Source organism: Plantactinospora sp. B5E13 (assembly GCF_039871775.1).
In the GTDB taxonomy this organism is placed as follows: domain Bacteria; phylum Actinomycetota; class Actinomycetes; order Mycobacteriales; family Micromonosporaceae; genus Plantactinospora.
Window position 1 is genome coordinate 16,714 of record NZ_JBDPLT010000035.1, and the last position, 22,965, is coordinate 39,678.

General features: G+C 73.0%; 20 protein-coding genes. 6 read left to right on the top strand and 14 right to left on the bottom strand.

What is annotated here, in order from left to right; translation table 11 throughout:
- Positions 1-641 precede the first annotated feature (641 nt).
- Complete coding sequence (locus ABGB05_RS25845; RefSeq protein ID WP_347656231.1) at positions 642-1,493, bottom strand: helix-turn-helix transcriptional regulator; 852 nt, start codon at positions 1,491-1,493, stop codon at positions 642-644.
- 85 nt (positions 1,494-1,578) lie between these two features.
- On the opposite strand from ABGB05_RS25845, the gene ABGB05_RS25850 reads away from it, so the two are divergent.
- Positions 1,579-2,373, top strand: coding sequence for an SDR family oxidoreductase (locus ABGB05_RS25850; RefSeq protein ID WP_347656232.1), 795 nt, complete (start codon positions 1,579-1,581; stop codon positions 2,371-2,373).
- A 27-nt stretch (positions 2,374-2,400) separates the two neighbouring features.
- Here ABGB05_RS25850 and ABGB05_RS25855 read toward each other — a convergent pair whose 3' ends face one another.
- From ABGB05_RS25855 to ABGB05_RS25880, 6 genes are read right to left on the bottom strand one after another with little or no spacing between them, the layout of a single operon-like run.
- Positions 2,401-3,738, bottom strand: coding sequence for a glutamate mutase L (locus tag ABGB05_RS25855; protein WP_347656325.1), 1,338 nt, complete (start codon positions 3,736-3,738; stop codon positions 2,401-2,403).
- An 8-nt stretch (positions 3,739-3,746) separates the two neighbouring features.
- Complete coding sequence (locus ABGB05_RS25860) at positions 3,747-4,205, bottom strand: hotdog fold domain-containing protein (RefSeq protein WP_347656234.1); 459 nt, start codon at positions 4,203-4,205, stop codon at positions 3,747-3,749.
- Positions 4,202-4,996, bottom strand: coding sequence for an OAM dimerization domain-containing protein (locus tag ABGB05_RS25865; RefSeq protein ID WP_347656235.1), 795 nt, complete (start codon positions 4,994-4,996; stop codon positions 4,202-4,204). The genes ABGB05_RS25860 and ABGB05_RS25865 overlap by 4 nt, the downstream gene beginning before the upstream one ends.
- The gene (locus tag ABGB05_RS25870) at positions 4,993-6,636 is read right to left on the bottom strand and encodes a lysine 5,6-aminomutase subunit alpha (RefSeq protein WP_347656326.1); all 1,644 of its coding nucleotides are present in this window, start codon (positions 6,634-6,636) and stop codon (positions 4,993-4,995) included. Before ABGB05_RS25870 ends, ABGB05_RS25865 begins: the two co-directional genes overlap by 4 nt.
- Positions 6,637-6,660: 24 nt before the next feature.
- On the bottom strand, positions 6,661-8,301 hold the full coding sequence (locus ABGB05_RS25875) for an amidohydrolase family protein (RefSeq protein ID WP_347656237.1): 1,641 nt from the start codon (positions 8,299-8,301) through the stop codon (positions 6,661-6,663).
- Between the two features lie 4 nt (positions 8,302-8,305).
- Positions 8,306-9,352, bottom strand: coding sequence for a zinc-binding alcohol dehydrogenase (locus ABGB05_RS25880; RefSeq protein WP_347656239.1), 1,047 nt, complete (start codon positions 9,350-9,352; stop codon positions 8,306-8,308).
- 171 nt (positions 9,353-9,523) lie between these two features.
- On the opposite strand from ABGB05_RS25880, the gene ABGB05_RS25885 reads away from it, so the two are divergent.
- Positions 9,524-10,960: a lysine 2,3-aminomutase gene (locus ABGB05_RS25885; RefSeq protein ID WP_347656241.1), complete on the top strand. Its 1,437-nt coding sequence runs from the start codon at positions 9,524-9,526 to the stop codon at positions 10,958-10,960.
- Positions 10,961-10,967: 7 nt separating this feature from the next.
- Here ABGB05_RS25885 and ABGB05_RS25890 read toward each other — a convergent pair whose 3' ends face one another.
- Entirely contained in the window at positions 10,968-11,162 is a 195-nt protein-coding gene (locus ABGB05_RS25890) for a CsbD family protein (protein WP_347656243.1), read from the bottom strand.
- Between the two features lie 237 nt (positions 11,163-11,399).
- Between ABGB05_RS25890 and ABGB05_RS25895 the strand changes: the two genes are divergently transcribed.
- Entirely contained in the window at positions 11,400-12,011 is a 612-nt protein-coding gene (locus tag ABGB05_RS25895; protein WP_347656245.1) for a histidine phosphatase family protein, read from the top strand.
- Here the strand turns inward: ABGB05_RS25895 and ABGB05_RS25900 are convergent.
- From ABGB05_RS25900 to ABGB05_RS25910, 3 genes are all read right to left on the bottom strand, one after another.
- Positions 11,941-12,447 carry an Lrp/AsnC family transcriptional regulator gene (locus tag ABGB05_RS25900; protein WP_347656246.1) on the bottom strand — a complete coding sequence of 169 codons (507 nt, stop codon included), beginning with the start codon at positions 12,445-12,447 and terminating at the stop codon, positions 11,941-11,943. The genes ABGB05_RS25895 and ABGB05_RS25900 overlap by 71 nt on opposite strands.
- 91 nt (positions 12,448-12,538) lie before the next feature.
- Positions 12,539-13,702, bottom strand: coding sequence for an acyl-CoA dehydrogenase family protein (locus ABGB05_RS25905; protein ID WP_347656248.1), 1,164 nt, complete (start codon positions 13,700-13,702; stop codon positions 12,539-12,541).
- Positions 13,699-14,811, bottom strand: a complete 1,113-nt coding sequence (locus tag ABGB05_RS25910; RefSeq protein ID WP_347656249.1) for a Xaa-Pro peptidase family protein — start codon at positions 14,809-14,811, stop codon at positions 13,699-13,701. Before ABGB05_RS25910 ends, ABGB05_RS25905 begins: the two co-directional genes overlap by 4 nt.
- Positions 14,812-14,977: 166 nt before the next feature.
- Between ABGB05_RS25910 and ABGB05_RS25915 the strand changes: the two genes are divergently transcribed.
- Positions 14,978-15,898, top strand: coding sequence for a 5'-3' exonuclease (locus ABGB05_RS25915; protein ID WP_347656250.1), 921 nt, complete (start codon positions 14,978-14,980; stop codon positions 15,896-15,898).
- Positions 15,899-16,024: 126 nt separating this feature from the next.
- On the opposite strand, the gene ABGB05_RS25920 is transcribed toward ABGB05_RS25915, so the two are convergent.
- Positions 16,025-16,861 (bottom strand): MHYT domain-containing protein, encoded by an 837-nt coding sequence (locus ABGB05_RS25920; protein ID WP_347656251.1) that lies wholly within the window; start codon positions 16,859-16,861, stop codon positions 16,025-16,027.
- A 267-nt stretch (positions 16,862-17,128) separates the two neighbouring features.
- Between ABGB05_RS25920 and ABGB05_RS25925 the strand changes: the two genes are divergently transcribed.
- Entirely contained in the window at positions 17,129-18,076 is a 948-nt protein-coding gene (locus ABGB05_RS25925; RefSeq protein ID WP_347656252.1) for an alpha/beta hydrolase, read from the top strand.
- Positions 18,077-18,144: 68 nt separating this feature from the next.
- On the opposite strand, the gene ABGB05_RS25930 is transcribed toward ABGB05_RS25925, so the two are convergent.
- On the bottom strand, positions 18,145-21,081 hold the full coding sequence (locus ABGB05_RS25930; protein ID WP_347656254.1) for a DEAD/DEAH box helicase: 2,937 nt from the start codon (positions 21,079-21,081) through the stop codon (positions 18,145-18,147).
- A 179-nt stretch (positions 21,082-21,260) separates the two neighbouring features.
- On the opposite strand from ABGB05_RS25930, the gene ABGB05_RS25935 reads away from it, so the two are divergent.
- Positions 21,261-21,944, top strand: a complete 684-nt coding sequence (locus ABGB05_RS25935) for an HAD-IA family hydrolase (protein ID WP_347656327.1) — start codon at positions 21,261-21,263, stop codon at positions 21,942-21,944.
- A 20-nt stretch (positions 21,945-21,964) separates the two neighbouring features.
- On the opposite strand, the gene ABGB05_RS25940 is transcribed toward ABGB05_RS25935, so the two are convergent.
- Positions 21,965-22,909, bottom strand: a complete 945-nt coding sequence (locus ABGB05_RS25940; RefSeq protein WP_347656255.1) for a diacylglycerol kinase family protein — start codon at positions 22,907-22,909, stop codon at positions 21,965-21,967.
- Positions 22,910-22,965: the final 56 nt, after the last annotated feature.

Here is a 22,965-nt window from a genome sequence, read left to right on the forward strand (position 1 = left end):
CCCTTCCCGGCCGGTGTGGTCAGGGAGCCGCACCACGACCTTCGGACCGACCGGACGCGAACTGGCTGTTCCCGTCAGGCCGTTGTCTACTGGCCGTCCGCACCACCCTGCCCAGACACCGGTAACCGCGGCCGGTTCGCGCCGCCCCGCCGACCCCCGCCCGCTGGACCTGGCCGTCGCGACGAATCAGTACCTGTCACTCGGCCAGCGGACGAAGGGACGAAGCGAACAGCAGCCGCTTCCCGTTGTAGGACTCAAAGACGGTACGTGGTCACCCCCGGGCACTGTCAACTGCCCCCGGGCCAGTCGTCCGATTCGCAGCGGCGTGTCGCGTTCGACCGCCCGCCGACGGTGGCACCCACCACACCCCGGCAACCACCACCGTCACCCGAAACCCGCCCCCGGCTCACGTTCGGTGACCGACAGCGCGCGGATGGGGCCCGACCCAGACAGACCTGACCCTCGCCGGCCTCGGACGAGCCGCCTGATGCCGATGGACTCCGCCATGGCCGCCCCCGGAAGACGTCGGCCGCGTGCGAGGCGAACACCGTCGGTGGCGGTGCCGGCCGAGGAGACCACGGCCGAGGAAATCACTACGTCACCCTGTCGGGTGGCGGTGTCCGTCGGGGTCGGCTGCGGCGCTAGTGCAGATGCGCGCTCGCCCGGGCGCCGAGAACGTTCAGAAGAGCCAGCGTCTCGGCGCCGGGGGATCCAGGCGGTGCGCTGTAGAGCACGAGGTACTGGTCGCGGTCGGTGAGGGTGAGGGTGTCGCAGTCGACGGTGACCTCGCCGACGGCCGGGTGGCGGAAGGTCTTAGTGAGCGTCGGTGCGGGCTGTACGTCGTGGCGTTCCCAGAGCTGGGCGAAGTCGGGGCTGGTGTCTCGGAGTTCGTCGACGAGGCCGGTCACTGCGGGATCGGTGGGGTAGCGGGCGAGGGTGGTGTGGAGCTGCATCACGATACCCAGCCGGAAGTCGGCGGCGTCGGAGATCCCGTAGAGCGTCTTATCGGCGTACTGCGGTGCGGGGAAGGCCCGACGGGCGAGGTTGCGCTCATTGGGGGTGAGCGGGGCGAAGTCCTCCGTGAGGGCGGCCGCGAGCTCGTTCCAGGCGAGGACCTCGCACGCGGCGGACATCACGAAGCCAGCTGTCTGAGGCATTCGTTCGAGGAGCGCGAGGATGCTGGGGCGGACGTCGCGCCGGTGCAGTCCGGTGCGGTTCGGCGCGGTGCCGGCGAGGACGTGGAGGTGGTCGGACTCGGCGTCGGTGAGCCGCAGGGCGCCGGAGATCGCGGCCAGGACGTCGCCTGAGGGGCGTGGCGCCCGTCCCTGTTCGAGGCGGGTGTAGTACTCGGTGGAGATATGCGCGAGGACGGCCACTTCCTCACGGCGCAGACCTGGTGTGCGGCGTCGCGGGCCGGAGGGGAGGTCCACGTCCTGGGGGCGGAGCCGCGCGCGGCGGCTGCGGAGGAATGCCCCGAGCTCCCGTTTGTCCATACGGCCAGTGTGCGCGCCGTCCGGCGGCGGATCGTAGTACTGGTTGTGCCTGTATCCGGCCGGCGGTCGGCCGGACGCTGTTGCCATGACGAACAACACGAACACCACTGAGATCGCACTCGTCGGCCTGCTCGCCGGCAAGATCATCTTCATCACCGGCGCCAGCCGCGGCATTGGAGCGGCCGCGGCCCGGCTCTTCGCCTCCGAGGGCGCCGCCGTCGTGCTCGCCGCCCGCAGCACCGACGCCCTGGAGACCATCGTGAAGGAGATCCGCGCCGACGGCGGTACCGCCGACGCCGTCACCCTGGACCTCGCCGACAGCGCGAGCATCCGCGCCGCCGTCGACCAGGTCGAAAAGCTGCACGGACGGCTGGATGGCGCCTTCAACAACGGCGCGGTCCCCCAGCAGCGGTTCGGCCCGGTCCACACCACCAGCGACGAGGACATCGACGAGCAGTTCGCCATCAACTTCCGCGCGCACTGGACCGCCATGAACGCCCAGGCCGCTCTCATGCGCAAGAACGGGGGCGGGGCGATCGTCAACACCTCCAGCATCGGCAGCCGCCGCGCGAACCCGGCCCTGCCCGCCTACGGCGCCATGAAACGCGCGCTCAACAGCCTCACCGAGACCGCCGCGGTGAACTGGGCCGGTGACCGTATCCGGGTCAACGGCATCACCCCCGGCGGCACCTCCACCGACATGATCGCCACCTGGGAGGCGGCGACCCCCGGCATCGTCGAGCAGATGACCAAGTCGATCCCACTCGGTCAGATGGGCGAGCCCCGGCAGATCGCCGAGGCGGCCGCCTGGCTGCTCAGCGACCGCGCCTCGTACGTGACCGGCGCGATCCTCCCGGTCGACGGCGGCGCCGGCGCCTGACCAGGACCAGTTTCTGGCGTATCTGGGTCAGCCCCCCAGATGCCGACGCAGCAGCCCCGCCACCGCCTGCGGATGCTCCCGCGCCAACAACCCGGCCGCCGCCAACACGTAGTCCCCGTCCACCACCACGGCCGCCTCCCGGGGCACCGCCCACCCGCCCCCGTGATCGGTCAACACCGCGCCCAACACCCCACCGGCGACCCCCGGACCACCGTGACGCAGCACCCCACCGGAGCCGACCAGCAGCCGCACATCCCGCAGATCCCGACCCGGCACCCCCACCGGCCCCCCACCCCGGGCGTGCCGGCGTACCGCCACCACCGCCGCCAACGTCGCGATCCGCTCCTCCGCCGCCCGCCCTGCCGGATCCGCCGCCAGCCGCCCCGGGTCCGCCGCCAACACCTGCGCCGCCTCCGCCAACGGCCCCTCCTCGCCCGGCGCCAGCAGCCGCTCCGCCGCCGCCGCCGCGACCACCCCCGGCGCGCTCCACCGCATCCCCAGATCACCCTCGACCGTCCGGACCCGCCACAGGGTGCCGGCCGCCGCCGCACCCGGCCCACCCCCGCGCTCGTCCGGCACCAGCACCGAGTACACGTCCGTGGTCGCCCCACCCACGTCCACCACCGCCAGATCCCCACCGACCAGGTCGGCGAGGGCGGCGACCCCGGTCAACACCGCGTCCGGGGTCGCCGCCCGCACCAGCCGGGCGAACCGGGACCCCCGCGACAGCCGCTTACCACCGATCACATGCCGCAGGAACACGTCCCGGATCGCCGCCCGGGCCGGCCCGGGCGCCAGCACCCCGATCGCCGGCAACACGTTCCCGGTCACCGTCACCGGCACCCCGCGACCCGCGAGCAGCTCCGCCGCCGCCGGCGCCGCCGCCACGTTCCCGGCGACCACCACCGGCGTACGCCACCGCGCCCGCGCCAACCAGCCGGCGTTGTGCAGCAGCACCTCCGCGTCCCCGCCGTCGGTCCCGCCGACCAGCAGCAGCACATCCGGCCGGGCCGCCCGCACCGCCACCAGCCCCGCCCGGTCCAACCGTCCCGCCGCCACGTGCACCACCCGGGCCCCCGCCGACAACCCGACCTGGTGACCGGCCCGCGCCGTGACCAGCCGCTCGTAGCCGAGCACCGCGAGCCGCAACCCACCCCCGGCCGACGAACAGACGTACCACGGTGCCGCCGACCCGTCCGGCAGGCCGGCGGTGGCGGCACCGACCGCCGCGTCCAGGCCGTGCAGCACGTCGGTACCGACCGTCGTCGGCCGCGCCGCCGCCGCCAACACCCCACCGCCGTCGAGGTCGACCACCGCCACCTTCGTCCACGTCGAACCGACATCGGCGCAGACCACGTACGGCATCACCACCGCTACCGCGAGTCCGGATCCGGGTCCACCGACGCGGCGGCACCGTCACCCGGCACCACCACCGTGCCAACCGCGGTCACCGCCACCAACGGCGGATCGACCACCTCCGCCGCCGACGGCCCCCGATCCGGCCGCCCCCGACACACCACCCGGCAGACCAGATCCAACGTCCGACTCCGGCGCCCCACCCGGGTCACCGTCGCCACCACCTCCACCACGTCCCCGGCCCGCACCGGCGCCAGGAACCGCACCTGCGCATAACCGGCGAACAACCCCTCGTCGCCGTCCGTCCGGATACACACCTCGGTCGCCACGTCCCCGAACAACCCCAACGCGTACGCCCCGTCGACCAGGTTCCCCGCGTAGTGGGCGTGCCCGTACGGCACATACCGCCGGTGCGTCACCGTCAACCCGAGCCGCGGGTCGTCACCCGCACCGCCCTGAACCACTGCACCCGTCACCGCGCCACCCCCGTCCCCGAAACCGGCCGCGTCGACCCACGCCCACCCGCTGGTGCCGCCGGCACCAGCCGGTGCACCAGATAACTCGCCACCTCACCCGGAGTCGTCCCCCGACCGAAGATCCGATCCACCCCCAGCTCGGCCGCCATCGACTCGTCGAACCGCGGACCACCCACCACCAGCAACGGACGCCGATCCGCCGGCAACGCCTCCCGGAACGCCGCCGACATCTCCCGCACGTTGTGCAGATGCGCGTCCCGCTGCGTCACCACCTGCGACACCAGCACCGCGTCCGCCCGGGCCACCCGGGCCGCCGACACCAGGTCCGGCACACTCACCTGCGCCCCCAGGTTCGTCACCGCCAACTCCCGGTAGTACTCCAACCCCTTCTCCCCGGCGATCCCCTTCACGTTCAGGATCGCGTCGATCCCCACCGTGTGCGCGTCCGTGCCGATACACGCCCCCACCACCGACAGCTTCCGCCGCAGCCGCCGCCGCACCACCGCGTTGACCTCCTTCGCCGACAGCAACGGAAAGTCCCGCTCCACCACCCGCACCGCCGACAGGTCCACCAGATGGTTCACCCGCCCGTACACCACAAAAAACGTGAACCCGTCCCCCATCTGCCGGGCATGCACCAGCAACGCCGGCTCCACCCCCATCTTCGCCGCCAACTGCAGCGCCGCCCCCTCCGCCCGCTTGTCATGCGGCACCGGCAGGGTGAACGACACCTGCACCATCCCGTCCCCGGTGCTGTCCCCGTACGGCCGCACCACCGGACCGCCCGTCACGACGCCCCACCCCCCACACCCGACGCGCCCGCCTCCAACAACTCCGTCGCCGGGTTGTAGTAGCCGTCCGCGTGCGCCACCACCCCGTCCAGCCCCCGACCCCGGTCCGCCGGCCGCTTCGTGATCCCGAACGTGCCGGCCCCGATCGCCGTCAACAACCCCTCGTCCACGATCCGCGTCAACAACTCCGCCGCCTCACCCAACACCTGGTGCGCTCGCCGCTGGATGAACCCACCCGGCACCGGCACAAAATCCTCGTGCAGCCCACCGGCCGCCCCGAGCACGTACCGCACGTTCTGCAGCGCGATGTCCCGATCCGACAACCACGGCGTCACCACCGCCTCGGTCATCATCCCCACCAGCAGAATCCCCTGCCCGGTCAACGTCCCCGCCAGATTGAAGAACCCGTCCAGCAGATTGCCCCGGAACACGTCCCCGGTCATGTGCCGCGTCGGCGGCATCCACTTCAACGGCGCGTCCGGAAACAACTCCCGCGCCAACAACGCGTGCGCCAACTCCAACCGGAACGACTCCGGCAGATCCGGATCGATCTCGAACGCGTGCCCCAACCCCAACTGCCAGTCCGCCAACCCCGCCTCGTGCGCGAAGTACTCGTTCAACAACTGGGACACCGTCACCGTGTGCGCGTCCGCCACCGCGTCCGCCGTCGTCAGATAGTTGTCCTCACCGGTGTTGATGATGATCCCCGCCCGGGCGTGCACCTGCCGCGAGAACCGCTGGTCCACAAAGGTCCGCACCGGATTGATGTCCCGGAACAGGATCCCGTACATCGAATCGTTCAACATCATGTCCAGCCGCTCCAGGCCGGCCAGCACCGCCATCTCCGGCATACACAGACCCGACGCGTAGTTCGTCAACCGCACGTACCGGCCCAACTCCCGCGACGAGTCGTCCAACGCCGCCCGCATCAACCGGAAGTTCTCCTGCGTCGCGTACGTCCCCGCGAACCCCTCCCGGGTCGCCCCCTCCGGCACGTAGTCCAACAACGACTGCCCCGTCGACCGAATCACCGCGATCACGTCCGCACCCGCCCGAGCCGCCGCCTGCGCCTGCGGAATGTCCTCGTAGATGTCCCCGGTCGCCACGATCAGATAGATCCACGGCCGGCGGCCACCACCGGTCGACGGCGGCCCGGAGAACCGGCGCACCAGCCGCTCCCGCTCCGCCCGCCGCCGATCCACCCGCCGCAACCCGGCACCGACCGCCCGCCGCGCCGCCGCAGTCGCCGCCCGCCGCGCCCGACCCTCCGGCACCCCGAACCGCACCGACCCCGCCGCCGCCTTCTGCGCCAGCAACGTCACCGCCGCACCGACATCCCGACCCGCCGCCGGCGCACCCAACTCCCGCGCCACCGCGTCGAACACCGGCAACGCCACCCCGTGCGCCAACCCCACCTCGGCGACCACCGCGTCCACCAGCCGGTTCACCCACGGAATCCCGTCCGGATCCGCACCGACCACCCCGGCCAGCCGCAACACCGCCCGCTCCACCGACACCGTGGTGTGCCCACGCGCCAGATCCACCACCGGCGCACCGGCCCGCCACGCCAACTCCCGGACCCGCCGCACCAGCACCGGATCCAGAGCCAGCTTCCCGCCGGCCCGCGGCCCGTCAACCACCGACACCGACAACCACCCCCAGACTCACCCGACACCGTCGCCAAAAATCACCGAACCGCGCAGCACCGTCCGCCGACACACCGGCAACGGCGTCGGATCCTCCGGCCCCCGCACCTCCGGATCCGCCGCCACCAGCACCGGCAACCCGCCGTCCACCCCGGCCGGCGTCGACCACACCGCGAACGTCGCCGCTGCCCCCGGCGCCAACACGCCCTCGGCCGGCCCACGGCCCGCCGCCCCACCCTCGAACCCGGCCGGCAACGCCCGCCAACCACCCCGGGTGTGCGCCGCGAACGCCGCCCGCACCGTCAACCGCTGCACCGGACTGAAATGCGCCACCGCCGCCCGCACCGACCCCCACGGATCCAACGGCGTCACCGGCGAATCCGACCCGAACGCCAACGTCACCCCGGTCGCGTGCATCGCCCCCATCGGATTCGACGCCAACGCCCGCTCCACACCCAGGCGCGACGCGTACATCCGCCGCTCCCCACCCCACAGCCGGTCGAACGCCGGCTGCATGCTCGCCACGATCCCGAACTCGACAAACCCGGCGATCAACCGCTTGTTCATGATCTCGGCGTGCTCCACCCGGTGCCGGGCCGCCCGCAACCGCTCCACCCCGAGCCGCTCCGCCGCCAACCCGAACCCGGCCAGCACCGTCCCGATCGCCGCGTCCCCGATCGCGTGGAACCCGCCCTGCACCCCGTACGCCGCACAGTCGACCAGATGGTCCCGCACCTGCTCCGCCGACAGATACCCGTGCCCACACGCACCCGGCTCCCCGTCGACGTACGGCACCGACACATGCGCGGTACGCGCCCCCAACGCCCCGTCCGCGAACAGGTCACCACCCGCGCCGACCGCACCCAGCTCCTTCGCCCGCGCCGCCCCCAGCAGCTCGCCCCAGTAGCCGTACACCTCCGGACCACCGTCACCCGAGCGGGACAACACCGCCGTGAAATCCTCCTCGCTGGAGATCTCCGGCCCACCACACTCGTGCACCGCCGCGATCCCCAACGACGCCGCCCGCCGCAACGCCACCCCCTGCGCCGCCCGCCGCTGCGCCGCCGTCACCGACCCCAGCGCCACCTCCCGCACCACATGGTGGGCGTCCCGCCGCAACCACCCCGACGCGTCGTACCCCGCCGCCCGCACCACCTCCGGCGCCGCCGCCAACAACGCCGACGAACACAACGCCGAATGGATCGACGCCTGCGACAGGTACACCCGCCGGCCACCCGCCGCCCGATCCAACTCCGCCGCCTCCGGCACCCGCCGGTCCGCCCAACCCGACTCGTCCCAGCCGTGCCCCAACACCACCGCGTCCGCCGGCAACCCCGCCGCGAACCCCGCCACCGCGTCCAACACCTCACGCGCCGAACCGGTCGCGGACAGATCCAGCCCGGACAACGCCAACCCGGTGTCGGTGGCGTGCACGTGCGCGTCCACGAACGCCGGCGTCACCAACGCACCATCCAGCTCCACCACCCGGTCCGCCGCCGGGGCGTCACCGTCGGCACCGAGCCAGACGATCCGCCCGTCCCGGACCAGCAACGCCGTCGCCAGCGGATCAGCGGGACAGTACAACCGCCCACCCCGGTACAGGGTCGAGAAAGCCGGCACGGTCGCCGAGGAGCCGATCGTCATCGAGGGGTTCGTCATGGTCTCAGTCTGCCGCCAACCGGTCCTCGAACAGGACACGCACTCCCGGGACCTGCCGCACCAGCCCCAACGCGTACTCCGCGTGCCCGGGCACGTACCCGTTGCCGATCAGCATCGTCACGTCGGCCGCCAGACCCTCCGCGCCCAACGCGGCCGCCGCGAAACTCGTCGCCATCGAGAAGAAAACCACCGTCCCGCCCGGCGCGGTCGCCAACACCGCCCCGTGCTCACACCCCGGCACGTCCACACAGACCACCGTGACGTCCGCCGGCCCACCCAGCACCCCGGACACCGCCGCCGCCAACCCCACGGGATCCCGCGCATCGGCCAACACCACGTCCGACGCCACCCCGGCGGCCAGCAACCGGTCCCGCTCCGCCGCCACCGGCACCACCCCGACCGTCCGCCGGGCCCCCGACCGCCGCGCCGCCGCCAACGCCAACGACCCGCTCTTGCCCGCCCCGCCCAGCACCGCCACCGTCGGGGCGTCGTAGCGGCGTACCGTCCGGGCGGTCAACGCCGGTGCGCCACACACGTCCAACACCGCCAGACTGAGCCGCGGATCAAGGTCGTCCGGCAGCACCGCCACGATCGACCGGGCGAACAGGATCGCGTGCCCGGCACACGGCACCTGCTCGGCGCGCCCGTCCCAGCGGGCCAGGCCGTCGGTGACGACCAGCGGGGTCAGGGTCAGCGACACCAGCGTCGCCACCCGGTCGCCCGGCTTCACCGGCAGCGGCGAGTCCGGCCCGACCTCGGCCACCACACCGACGAGCATGCCGCCCGAACCGGTGACCGGATTGTGCATCTTGCCCCGGTCGCCGATGATGCCGAGCACCTCCGCCCGGACCGCCGCCCCGTCCCCCGCGTGCTTCTCCGACAACTGCCGGAAACTCGCCGCGTCGAGGTTCAGCCACTCGACGTCGATCCGCACCTCGTCGGACCGGATCGCCGGGGACGGATCCAACCGGTACGCCGCCTGCGGCAGCACCCCGGCCGGCTCGACCACCCGGTGCAGGCCGACCGGAGAAGAGGACAACTCCGCGCCCATGGCCGGACCACCTCCCTCCCCCGCCGACAGTCCGTCAGGCTCCAGACCGGCACTCCGGCAGCCAAGAGCCCATCCTGACGGAAAACTTACGGCAGAATATTTCCTCCACGGGAAATTCTCCAGTAGCGTTCGCAGCGAGGCACCGCCGCACGACAGCCGAGGAGGGCCACCATGACCCAGGCCGAACCCACCACCACACTCCTCACCCCCCACGAGGCGGCCAGCCCCACCACACCCCCGCCGACCACCACCGACACACCCGGCCAGCCGTACGAATACCGCCGCCGGCCCCTCGTCGAACCCGACTGGACCCGCTTCCCCGGCTGGCGAAACGTCACCCGCGACCAGTGGGAATCCGCCCAGTGGCAACGCGCCAACTGCGTCAAGAACGTCCGCCAACTGCACACCGTCCTCGGCGACACCATCGACGACGACTGCTACGCGGACCTCACCGCCGACCAGACCCACCACGCCACCATGTCGATGCTGGTCCCACCCCAGATGATCAACACGATGGTCCCGGACGGACCGGTCACCGCCGACACCTTCCGCGCCGACCCCATCCGCCGCTACATGCTGCCGCTCGCCACCGACCGCCGCGCCGACTGGCCCTCCCACCCCTACGCCACCCGCGACTCACTCCACGAACACGACATGTGGGTCGCCGAAGGCCTCACCCACCGCTACCCCACCAAGGTCCTCGCCGAACTGCTCGCCACCTGCCCCCAGTACTGCGGCCACTGCACCCGGATGGACCTCGTCGGCAACTCCACCCCCACCGTCGACAAGCTCAAACTCAGCCTCAAACCCGTCGACCGGTACGACGCCCACATCAGCTACCTCACCAACCACCCCGAGGTACGCGACGTCGTCGTCTCCGGCGGCGACGTCGCCAACGTCCCCTGGCGAAACCTGGAGTCGTACCTGATGCGGCTCCTGGCCATCGACACCGTCCGGGACATCCGACTCGCCACCAAGGCGCTCGCCGGCCTGCCCCAGCACTGGCTCCAGGCCGACGTGGTGGAGGGACTTGAACGGGTCGCCCGCACTGCCGCCCGACGTGGCGTCAACCTCGCCATCCACACCCACGTCAACCACGTGCAGTCGCTGACCCCGCTGGTCGCCCGGGCCGCCCAGACCGCACTCGAGGTCGGCGTCCGCGACGTACGCAACCAGGGGGTCCTGCTACGCGGGGTGAACGCGACCGCCCCCGACCTGCTCGACCTCTGCTTCGCACTGCAGGGCGAGGCCGGAATCCTGCCGTACTACTTCTACCTCTGCGACATGATCCCGAACGCGGAGCACTGGCGGGTCCCGGTCTGGCACGCCCAGCGGCTCCAGCACGACATGATGGGCTACCTGCCCGGCTACGCCACCCCACGGATCGTCTGCGACGTGCCCTTCGTCGGCAAACGCTGGGTCCACATGCTCACCGAGTACGACCGCGAACGCGGTATCTCGTACTGGACGAAGAACTACCGTACGTCGATCGAGTCCGGCGACGAGACCGCGCTGCAGCGGCGGTACGCGTACTACGACCCGATCGACACCCTGCCCGAGGCCGGCCGGGCCTGGTGGGCCCGGCACGGCGCTCAGCCTGTCCGCTAGGGACGCCTTACCGGTCGAACGTCTCCTTGGCGTTGCGTCCCGCTTCCTTCACGTGCTGCCCGGCCTGCTTCGCCTTGGCCTGCGACTGCTGCATGGCGCCCTCGGACCGCATCGACTCGTTGTCGGTGCGGTCGCCCATCCGCTCCTTGGCTGCGCCCTTCAACTGCTCGGCCTTGTTCTTCATCTTGTCCATGGCACTCATGGCGTTTCCACTCCTCACCTCGGCGGCCCGGTGCGGGGCCAGCTGACAGTAGGTTGCCCTCCAGCCAAAGCCTGAAACCCGGCTAATAACGGCACGAGGTGCAATAAGGGAATTTCACCCAGCGGCCCTGGCTTCTCGCCGTGACTTTTCACTGTTTGGCGATGGTGCGACACACCCTGTAAGCCATCCTAGGACGCTAGTCTGTGCTTGACGGACCTGGAGTGGTTGACTGGGGGAATGGCAGAGATCGTCCTCGTCCGGCACGGCGAGACCACCTGGAGCGCCAACCACCAGCACACCTCGTACACGGACCTGGAGCTGACCCCGAAGGGCGAACGGCAGGCCCGAGAGGTCGCCGGTCTGGTCGGCGGTCGGCGGTTCGCCGCCGTGTTCGCCAGCCCCCGACGGCGGGCGCTGCGCACCGCCGAGCTGGCCGGCCTCACCGTGACAGGGGTCGTCGACGACCTGGCGGAGTGGAACTACGGCGACTACGAGGGACGGACCGCCGACCAGATCCGGCAGGAACGGCCCGACTGGCTGCTCTGGACCGACGGCTGCCCGAACGGCGAGTCACCGGACCAGGTCGCCGAACGGTTGGACCGGGTGCTCGCCCGGGCAGCAGCCCTGCTGGAGACCGGCGACGTCGCCCTGGTCGGCCACGGGCACAGTCTGCGGGTGGCGGGGGCCCGGTGGATCGGACTCTCGGCTGCCGACGGCGCCCGGCTGCGGCTGGACACCGCCACCGTCTCCGCACTCGGTCACGAGCACGGACGGCCGGTCATCCTGCGCTGGAACTCGGCGGCTCACCCACCAGCGGCCGGGGCCGGGACGACTCCCGGGCCGCACTGATCCGCGGCGGGCGGCTCTCGTACGGCGTGGAGAGCACCACGGTGGTCCGGGTGGTCACGTTGGCGGCGGTCCGGATCTCCTGCAGCAGCCGCTCCAGGTCGACCGGGCTCGCCACCCGGACCAGCAGCAGGTAGAAGTCCTCCCCCGCCACCGAGTAGCACGAGTCGATCTCGGGCAGGTGGGCCAGCCGCTCCGGCGCGTCGTCCGGCTGCGACGGGTCGAACGGCCGGATCGCGACGAACGCGCTCAGCGGCAGGTCGAGCGCCTCGTAGGAGACCCGGGCCGCGTACCCCCTGATCACCCCGCGCTGCTCCAGCCGACGGACCCGCTGGTGCACCGCGGAGACCGACAGCCCCACCCGCTCCGCAAGATCGGTGTACGACAGTCGACCGTCGGCGGTCAACGCCGTGACGATGGCCCGATCGATCTCCTCCACGACGTGCAACCTACCGGACGCGCGCCGTACCACCCGCAGACCGGCGCGGTCGCTGATCCCGCCGGCGGACGATCCCGGCGCCGCCGGCCGGTCAGCGGGTCAGGGAGCGGGCGATGACCAGCCGCTGGATCTGGTTGGTCCCCTCGACGATCTGCAGCACCTTCGCCTCCCGGAAGTAGCGTTCCACCGGGTGGTCGGCCACGTAGCCGGCACCACCGAGCACCTGCACCGCCTCCGTGCTGACCCGCATCGCGGTGTCGGTGGCGAAGAGTTTCGCCTTCGCCGCCTCCGTCGAGTACGGCCGCCCGGCGTCGCGCAGCCGGGCCGCCGCCAGGGTCAGCGCCCGGGCCGCCGCGACCTGGGTGGCCAGGTCGGCGAGGAGGAAGCCGAGCCCCTGGAACTCGATGATCGGTCGCCCGAACTGCTCCCGTTGCCGGGCGTAGTCGACGGCGTAGTCGAGCGCCGCCTGGGCCAGCCCGACCGCGCAGGCGGCGATGCCGAGCCGACCGCTGTCCAACGCGGACAGGGCGATGCGGAAACCGCTCCCCTCCGCGCCGACCAGCCGGTCGGCCGGCACCCGGGCGTCGTCGAAGGCGATCTGCGCCACCGGCGAGGAGCGCAGCCCCATCGTGCGTTCCGGCTGCTGCGGCACGATGCCGGGGGTGCCGGCGTCGGCGAGCAGGCAGGAGATACCCCGGGGACCGGGCCCGCCGGTCCGGCAGAAGATGTTGTAGAAGTCGGCGACACCGGCGTGGGTGATCCAGGCCTTGGTGCCGGAGACGACGTACCGGCCGCCGTCCCGGGTCGCCCGGGTGGTCAGCGCCGCCGCGTCCGAACCACCCTGCGGCTCGGAGAGGCAGTACGCGCCGAGCAGCTCGCCGCCGATCATGTCCGGCAGCAGCTTGCGTACCTGGTCGCCGCCGTACGCGGCCACCGGGTAGCAGGAGAGGGTGTGCACGCTGACCGCCTCGGCGACGGCCAACCAGCGGCTCGCCAGGATCTCCAGCACCTGCAGGTACACCTCGTACGGCTGGGCGGCGCCGCCGTACTCCTCCGGATAGGGCAGGCCGAGCAGCCCGGCCCGGCCGAGGGTGCGGACCAGGTCCCGGGGGAAGACGCCCCGGGACTCGAAGTCGGCGACCCTCGGCGCGAGTTCACCGTCGGCGATCTCGGTGACCAGGCCGAGCAGTTCGTGGGCCTCCTCGGTGGGCAGGATCCGCTCGACGCCCCGGCCACCCCCGTCGGGTGTGTTCACAGCTGGACCAGCTCTCTCGAGACGGTGTTGAGCCGCTCCACCCCGTCCGGGGTGCAGACGACGATGTCCTCGATCCGGGCGCCGTGCCGGCCGCCGAGATAGATGCCCGGCTCGACGGAGAAGACCATCCCCGGCTCGAGTGGCAGGCTGTTGCCGGCGACCAGGTACGGGTCCTCGTGGCCGTCCAGGCCGATACCGTGCCCGGTCCGGTGCAGGAACGCGGCGCCGTAGCCGGCGTCGGCGATCACCTCGCGGGCGACCGAGTCCACCGCCTCGGCGCTGACGCCGGGGCGTACCGCGCCGACCGCGGCCCGCTGGGCGGCGTGCAGCACCTGGTAGTAGTCGGCGAAGTCCGGCGGTGGCGGGCCGATCACGTAGCAACGGGTGGCGTCCGACCGGTAGCCGGACGGCATCGTGCCGCCGATGTCGACCACCACCGGTTCGCCGATCCCGATCGGTCGGTCGGAGCTGCCGTGGTGCGGGCTGGCCCCGTTCGGACCGGCGGCGACGATGGTGAAGTCGGCGGTGGCGTGCCCGGCCTCCCGGATCGCCGCCGCGATGTCGGAGGCGACCTGCTGCTCCGTCCGGCCGGGGCGCAGCCACTCCGCCATCCGGCCGTGCACCGCGTCGATCGCCGCGCCGGCCGCCCGCAGCGCGGCGACCTCCGCCGCCGACTTGCGCAGCCGCAGCGACCGGAGCACGTCACCGGCCAGCCGCTGGGTGGCGTCGGGCAGCGTGGCGCGCAGCGCGAGGACCTGCTCGGCCCACATCCGGTTGCCCAGACCGACCGTCCGCACCGGGCCGTCGAGCGCCCGCGCCACCAGCGGATACGGGTCGCCGCCGTCCGGGTGGTCGACGATCCGCAGGCCGGTACGGGGTGCCGGGGAGGCCTCGGCGGCCGGCCGTTCCAGGGTCGGCACGATCAGGGTGGGCTCGCCGTACGTGGGCAGGACCAGCAGCGTGAGCCGTTCCTGCGCGTGGGCGTCGTAGCCGGTCAGATAGCGCAGGTCGGAACCGGGCGAGAGGAGGAGGGCGTCCAGGCCGGCCTCGGCGGCGGCCTGCTGCGCGGCGGCCAACCGCTGCGGCGGATAGAGGTCGTCGTAACCCACGTCACTAGCTTAACGGTCGTTCAAGCGTGACACATCGCCGGTCCGGTCAGCCTGATCATCACTTTCCCGGCCCCCGTTCCCGACCGACCCCGGCCCCGTTCCCGACCGACCCGCCGCGCCGACACCGGGATCGCCGTCCCGGGACAGGCTGTGCCAGGCTGTCCGGGTGAGCCACCGCCCGCTGCTCCTCATCGACGCCCCCAGCCTCTACTTCCGGGCGTACTTCGGCATCCCGGAGTCCGCCGCCAGGGCACCCGACGGCACGCCGGTCAACGCGGTCCGCGGCTTCCTCGACATGGTCACCACACTGGTCCGCACCCGCCGGCCGGACCGGCTGGTCTGCGCCCTGGACTACGACTGGCGACCCGCCTGGCGGGTGGCCCTGCTCCCCTCGTACAAGGCGCACCGGTTGGCGCCCGACGGTGGCGAGGTGGTCCCGGACACCCTCTCCCCGCAGGTCCCGCTCCTGCTCGACCTGCTCGCCGCGTTCGGCATCCCGGCGATCGGCGCCGACGGCTACGAGGCCGACGACGTACTCGGCACCCTCGCCACCCGCGAACCGGCGCCGGTCGAGGTGGCCTCCGGCGACCGTGACCTGTTCCAGCTCGTCGACGACAACCGGTCGGTCCGGCTGCTCTACTGCGGCAAGGGCGTGGCGAAGCTGGACGACTGCGACGACGCGGCGGTACGCACCCGGTACGGCGTACCGGCCGCCGGTTACGCCGACTTCGCGGCGCTGCGCGGCGACCCCAGCGACGGCCTGCCCGGCGTGCCCGGCGTCGGCGAGAAGACCGCCGCCCGGCTGATCGACCGGTACGGCAACCTGACCGGCATCCTCGCCGCGCTGGACGACCCGGCCTCCGGCTTCGCACCCGGGCTGCGGACCAAGCTGTCCGCCGCCCGCGACTACCTGGCGGTGGCACCGACCGTGGTCCGGGTGGCCCTGGACGTGCCGCTGCCCCCACTGGACACCACCCTTCCGGCCGCCCCGGCCGACGCCGAGCAGGTGCTCGCACTCGCCGAGAAGTGGAACCTGGCCGGTCCGTGCCGGCGTCTCGTCGACGCCCTCGCCGAAAACGCCGACTGAGGCGACGACGCCAGGAACGTGAACTGACGGGCCGGCCCGCCTCCCCCGCTGCCGACACCCCGGGCGCGGTCGGCCGGTGGTTTCCGGGCCGACGCGCCAGCGGTGGTGGCGGCGTGCCCGGACGGTTCAGGACCGGGGAGGCACCCGGCCGCCGGCCCCGTGCGCGGGGCCGTCGGCCCACGCGCCGACCGGTCCCACCGGCGCACCGTCGGCCGACCGGCCCCCGACCGTGGGCTCGTCGTCGGCGGGGGTGGAGAGCAACGCGTAGAACAGCACAAACGCCACGAAGATCACCAGCAACATGATCGGCAGCAGCAGCATCGACGCACTGACGCCGGCCGGGTCGGGACCGGTCGGCTCCAGACGCACCGACATCGCCGCCATCCCGGTGTAGTGCATTCCGCTGACCGCGACGCCCATCAGCAGCGCCGCACCGGTCACGGCGCCGGTCCGGCGCACGGTCACCGCCAGTCGGAGCGCGACCGTGGCGGCGACCACCGCGATCAGCACCGAGGCGGCCACCAGGGAGGGGTCGTAGTCGATCCGGCCCCGCAACCGGATCGCGCCCATCCCGACATAGTGCATCGCGGCCACCCCGGCCCCGGCGAACAGGCCGCCGAGCACCACCCGGAGCCAGCCGACCCGGCCGAAGCCGACGATCACCAACCCGACACCAACCGTGGCGACGGCGATCAACGCGCTCGCCACGGTGACCGGTACGTCGTACCGGATCTGGGTGCCCGAGACGTCGAAACCGAGCATGGCCATGAAGTGCATGGTCCAGATCGCCGTACCACCGATCGCCCAGGCGGCGAGGTTCAGCCACCAGAGCCGACGCCCCCGGGACTGGCTGTCCCGGGCCCGTACCGCGCAGAGCAGCCCCAGGAAGGAGCCGAGGACGGACAGTCCGTAGCTCAGCGCGGGCGTTGTCCACCCGTAGTGGAAGTGGTCGATCGTGCCCATGTCGCTGATCCCCTTGTGCCGCCGCTGCCGCGTCGTTCGCTTTCCGACTGATGATCACTTTCGTGCTGACCAGCCACAACGGAACCTTCGGCCGCACCTCGCCCCCGATACGCAGCCGGGCGACACAAAATGATCACGATGAGGGGGATGTCGTACGGGCCGAAGGGCGGACCCCGGGCCGCCCGAACGGCCGCCGCCGGGACCAGTCGGCGCACCGCCCCACGTCCACCTGTCGGAGCCGGTCGGCGCCACTGGCATGCTGTCCGGGTGGCAGACCTCGTGGCGCAACTCGCCGACGCCGAACTGGCCGCCTTCGTCGCGGCCAGCCGGGCCGCGACCGGCCCGTCCGCCCGGGAGCTGGGCCCCCTCGCGGTACGGCGCGCCCAGCGCCGGCGGGTCCAGGCCGGGCCGACCGGACCCGAACCCGCCGTTGTCGAGCAGCTGAACACGCCGGTCGGCGTGCCGGTCCGGCTCTACCGCCCGGGGCGCCGCCCCCGCCCGCTGGTGGTGTTCGCGCACGGCGGCATGTGGACCATCGGTGACCTGGACTCACACGACCGCGCCTGCCGCCGGCTCTGCGTCGAGGCGGACGTCGCCGTGCTGGCCGTCGACTTCCGACGGGCGCCCGAACATCCGTGGCCGGCGGCCGTCGACGACGTGGTGGAAGTGCTCCGCTGGGCCTTCGCGCACGCCGACGACCTCGCGGTGGCGGACGGTCGGATCTCCGTCGCGGGCGACAGCGCCGGCGGCAACCTGGCCGCGCTCGCCTGCCTGCGGCTACGCGCCGACGGCGGCCCGCTGCCGACCGCCCAGATCCTCGTCTACCCCAACACCGACCTGACACTGTCGCTGCCGAGCGTCACCGAGAAGGCTGTCGGCTGGGGCATCTCGGTGGATGACATCGCCTGGGGCGCCGAGCTGTGGGTGCCCGAACCGGGCCGGCGCGCCGACCCGGCGGTGAGCCCGCTGCACGCCCCGGACCTCGGCGGCCTGCCGCCGGCCCTGGTCGTCACCGCCGAGCACGACCCGCTGCGGGACGAGGGCGAGGCGTACGCCGCGCGACTCGCCGCCGCCGGGGTACCGGTCCGGCACCGCCGCGAGCCGGGTCTGCTGCACGGCTTCCTCACCCTCGACGCCGTCTCACCGGCCGCCGCCCGTGCCGGGCAGCGGATCTTCGCCGACATCGCCGAACTGGTCGGCGGCGACCACCGGTAGCCGGCGACAACGACGAACCAGCGGTCCGACCGACACGGGCGGCGCGACCGGGGCACCGGCCCCGTTGGTCAGAGCGCGCCGTGGTAGGCCAGCACGCCCCGGTTGATCGCCGCCATCGCCTGGCGGGCGGTCCCCCGCAGCTCCACGGAGGCACCGGCCGAGTCCGCGACCTGGCCGAGCAGGTCCACCACCTGGCGGGCCCACCGGACGAAGTCACCGGCCGGCATGTCGCCGTCCAGGTTGTGCCCGCTGGCCAGCACCTTCGCCAACACCTCGCCCCGGGCCCAGCGGTAGACCGGCCAGGCGAAACCGAGATCCGGCTCTCGGGTGACCTCCAGCCCCCGGGCCGCCTCGTCGGCCTCCAACTCGGCCCAGATCTGCAACGTCGCGTCCACCGCCGACTGGACCGGTCCCCGGGGCACCGAGGCGCGCTCGTCGGAGTCCCGCCGGGCCTCGTACACCACCACCGACACCGCGGCGGCGAGCTCGGCCGGGGAGAGCCCGGCCCAGACGCCACGCCGCAGGCACTCCGCGACCAGCAGGTCGGCCTCGGTCCAGATCCGGCCCAGCATCCGACCCGCCTCGGTCACCTCGCCGTCCGGCGACAGGTAGCCCCGCGCGGTGAGGATGCCGCAGACCCGGTCGAAGGTACGGGTCAGCGAACCGGTCCGGCCCGCCACCTTCTGCCGCAGCTCGGTGGTGTCCTGCTCCAGTCGACGGCGCCGCTCCGCCCAGCGGGCGTGTTCCTCCCGTTCCGGGCAGGCGTGACAGGGATGCCGGCGCAACTCGGCGCGGAGCTGGCTGAGGCGCTCGTCGTCACCCGCGCCGCCCCGGGAACGCCCGCCGCGCCGACCCGCGTGCCGGTCCAGCCCGGTACCGCTGACCGCCGCCGCCAGGTCCCGGCGAGCCGCCGGCGACCGGTGGTTGAAGTGCTTCGGCACCCGGATCCGGGCCAGCACCTCGGCCGGGGTGGTGAAGTCACCGGAGGTGACCCGGCCCGCCCAGCGGTCCTGGGTGAGGACCAGCGGGCGGGGCTCGCCGAAACCACCGACCCCCGGATCGAGCACCACCGCCAGACCGGCCCGACGCCCCGACGGCACCCGGATCACGTCACCGACCCGGAGCCGCTCCAGCGACTCCACCGCCGCCGCACGGCGCTGGGTCTGCCCCTGCCGGGCCAGGGTCCGCTCCCGGTCGGCGATCGCCAGCCGGAGCCCGAAGTACTCGTCGAAGTCACCGTGGTGACAGCGGACCTCGGCCCCGTACGCCTCGATGGTCTCGACGTTGCGCTGCACCTGCCGGGCCAGGCCGACCACCGACCGGTCCGCCTGGAACTGCGCGAACGACGACTCCAGCAACTCGCGCGCCGGCGCGGCGCCGACCGAGCCGACCAGGTTGACCGCCATGTTGTACGACGGCCGGAAGCTGGACCGCAACGGATAGGTACGCGTCGAGGCGAGCCCGGCCACGTGCCGGGGATCCACCTCCGGTGACCAGACCACCACCGCGTGCCCCTCGACGTCGATGCCGCGACGGCCGGCCCGACCGGTCAGCTGGGTGTACTCCCCCGGCGTCAGGTCGACGTGCGCCTCGCCGTTGAACTTCACCAGCCGTTCCAGCACCACGCAGCGGGCCGGCATGTTGATGCCGAGCGCCAGCGTCTCGGTGGCGAAGACCGCCTTCACCAGACCCCGGACGAAAAGCTCCTCGACGACCTCCTTGAACGCCGGCAGCATGCCCGCGTGGTGGGCGGCGAGACCCCGCTCCAGTCCGTCGAGCCACTCCCAGTAGCCGAGCACCGCCAGGTCCTCGCCGGGCACGCTGGTGATCCGGCTCTCCACCACCCGGCGGATCTCGGCCCGCTCCTCAGGGGTGGTCAACCGCAGTCCGGCGGCGAGGCACTGCTGGACGGCGGTGTCGCAGCCGGCCCGGCTGAAGATGAACAGGATCGCCGGCAGCAGCCCCTCCCGGTCGAGGCGCTCGACGATGTCGGCCCGCAGCGGCCCCCGCCAGCGCGGCCCCCGGCCGCCCCGGCCACCCCAGCCAGGGCCGCCGGACGCCCGGTCCCCCAGCTCCAGCCGGCGCAACAGCTCCCGGGTGTAGCGCAGCAGTTCCGGATGCACGTCGTGCTTGCGGGCCGCGTCCGCGTCGTGGAACAGGTCGAACATCCGCCGGTTGACCAGCATGTGCTGCCAGAGCGGCACCGGCCGGTGCTCGCTGACCACCACCTCGGTCTCGCCCCGCACGGTGACCAGCCAGTCGGCGAACTCCTCGGCGTTGGAGACCGTGGCCGACAGCGACACCAGGGTCACCGACTCCGGCAGGTGGATGATCACCTCTTCCCAGACCCCGCCCCGGAACCGGTCGGCGAGGTAGTGCACCTCGTCCATCACCACGTAGGCGAGGCCGTCGAGACTGGACGATCCGGCGTAGAGCATGTTCCGCAGCACCTCGGTGGTCATCACCACCACCGGCGCGTCACCGTTGATCGCGTTGTCCCCGGTGAGCAGGCCGACCAGCTCCGAGCCGTACCGGTCCACCAGATCGTGGTACTTCTGGTTGGACAGCGCCTTGATCGGCGTGGTGTAGAAGCACTTGCGGACCAGGTTTCCCTCGACCGCCCCCGCCACGGCCGCGTCGGCTCCGCCTTCGTCGCTCCCGGCCCCGTCGACCGTACCGGCGGCGGCGACCCCGGCCGAGGCGGCCGCGCTCGGCCCGGCGGGCGCACCGGCGCCGGCGGTGCCCGCCGCCGGGCGGCCGGGCGCGGCCCCCGGACCACCCCGCAGAGCCAGGTGTACGGCGAACTCGCCGACAACCGTCTTACCGGCGCCGGTCGGGGCACAGACCAGGACACCGCTGCCCCGTTCCAGCGCCTGGCACGCCTCACGCTGAAAGTCGTCGAGATCAAACCCCAGTTGCTGGGCGAACTCGTCAAGCGCGGGAAACCTGGTGGCCTGCGCGGCCCGGCGGCGCGCCGCGGCGTACCGCTCGGCGGGGCTCGACATACCGCCAAGATTAATGCTTGGCGGGTGGGCGCACCCCGGCAGGCCGTGGAGCGGGCCGTCGGGAGCAGGTCGGTAGGGTGCAGCACGTGCCGGACCATGCCGAACCGCCCAAGCCACGTACGTCGCACGGAACCGGAGGTTCCGCGGCCCCGACAGCCGCCCGCCGGCCGGTCGACGCGGTGCTCTTCGACTTCCACGGCACTCTCGCCCAGGTGGAGGACCCGGTCGGATGGGTCCAGGCCGCCGCGGCGGAGTGCGGCGCGACGCTGGACCGCGCCCGCGCCACCGGCCTGGCGGACCGGCTCGTCGCCGCCGGCCGACCGGGCGGCCCGTTGCCGGCCCGGGTACCGCCGCACCTGGCCGAGGTGTGGGCGGAACGGGACCTCTACCCGCCCGCCCACCGGGCCGCGTACGTCGGACTCGCCGCCACCGTCGACACCGGCGTGGACGGGCTTCCCGAGGCCCTCTACGAACGCCTGCTCACCCCGGACGGCTGGCTGCCGTACCCGGACACCCGGGAGACGCTCCGGGTGCTGCGGGCGGCCCGGATCCCGGTCGCCGTGGTCAGCAACATCGGCTTCGACCCCCGGCCACTCTTCGCCGCCTGGGAGCTCACCGACCTGGTCGACGCGTTCGTGCTCTCGTACGAGGTGGGTCGCTGCAAACCGGACCCGGCGATCTTCTGGCGTGCCTGCGGTCTGCTCGGCGTCGACCCGGAACGGGCCCTGATGGTCGGCGACACCCCGGCGGACGCCGGGGCGGTGAACGCCGGCTGTGCCGCGCTGGTACTGCCGGCCGCCGAGGCGGGCCGGTCCAACGGGCTGGCCTCGGTACTCGATCTGGCACTCACCGACGACACCTGACTCCAGGCGCCGGGGCCGGGTCAGATCAGCAGGCGTACCGCGTCGGGCACGGCGGTCACCGTCACCGGCAGCGGCAGCGCCCGCTCGCCGTCGGCGTACCCGACGATCCCGTCGGCGGAGATCTCCACCGTCCGGGCCCGGTGGCTGTGCACCATCGGGTGGGTGACGTGGCTGCCCCGGTAGACCCGGGGCTTGATCCTGGCCAGTGTGGCCCGGCCGACCGGACCGGCGTAGACCACGTCCAGCTGCCCGTCGGTCGGGTCGGCGTCCGGGCAGATCCGCATCCCGCCGCCGTAGCTCGGGCAGTTGCCGACCGCGACCAGCACCCCGTCGAACTCCAGCGGCACGCCGTCCAGCCGTAGCGTGTAGCGCCGAGGGCGGAGCCGGGCCAGTTCCACCAGGATCGCCAGGTCGTACCGGCGGCGGCCACGCGGCCAGGACATCCGGTTCGCCCGCTCGTTGACCAGCGCGTCGAACCCGGCGGCCAGCACCGCGCCGAACCACCGGGAGGTGCCGTCGCCGGCGGTCATCCGGGCCAGGTCGGCCGGGCGGGTCCGACCGGCGGTCAGCGCGGCGGCGATCACCTCGACCGCGGCGAGCGGGTCGGCGGGAAAGCCGGTGCAGACCGCGAAGTCGTTACCGGTCCCGGCCGGTACCGGGCCGAAGGCGACACCGGTGTCGGCGACCGCCTGGAGCGCCAGGTTGACGGTGCCGTCACCGCCGACGGTCACCAACGCGGCGGCACCGTCGGCGACCGCGGTCGCACAGGCGGCCCGGGCCTGGTCGGCGGTTTCCGCCTCGAGCAGGACGACCGGCCACCCGGCCGCGCCGAGCCGGTCGAGCACGATCGGCAGCAGTCCCCGGTAGCGCCCCCGACCGGCCGCCGGGTTGGCCAGCACCGCCAGGTACCCGTCGCGCGGTGCGGCGGCCGGCCCGGCCCCGGACAGCTGATCGTTCGCGGTCACGGCGAGCACCGTACCGTCCGACCCGCCGGATCCGACAGAGCCGCCCCGGACGGATC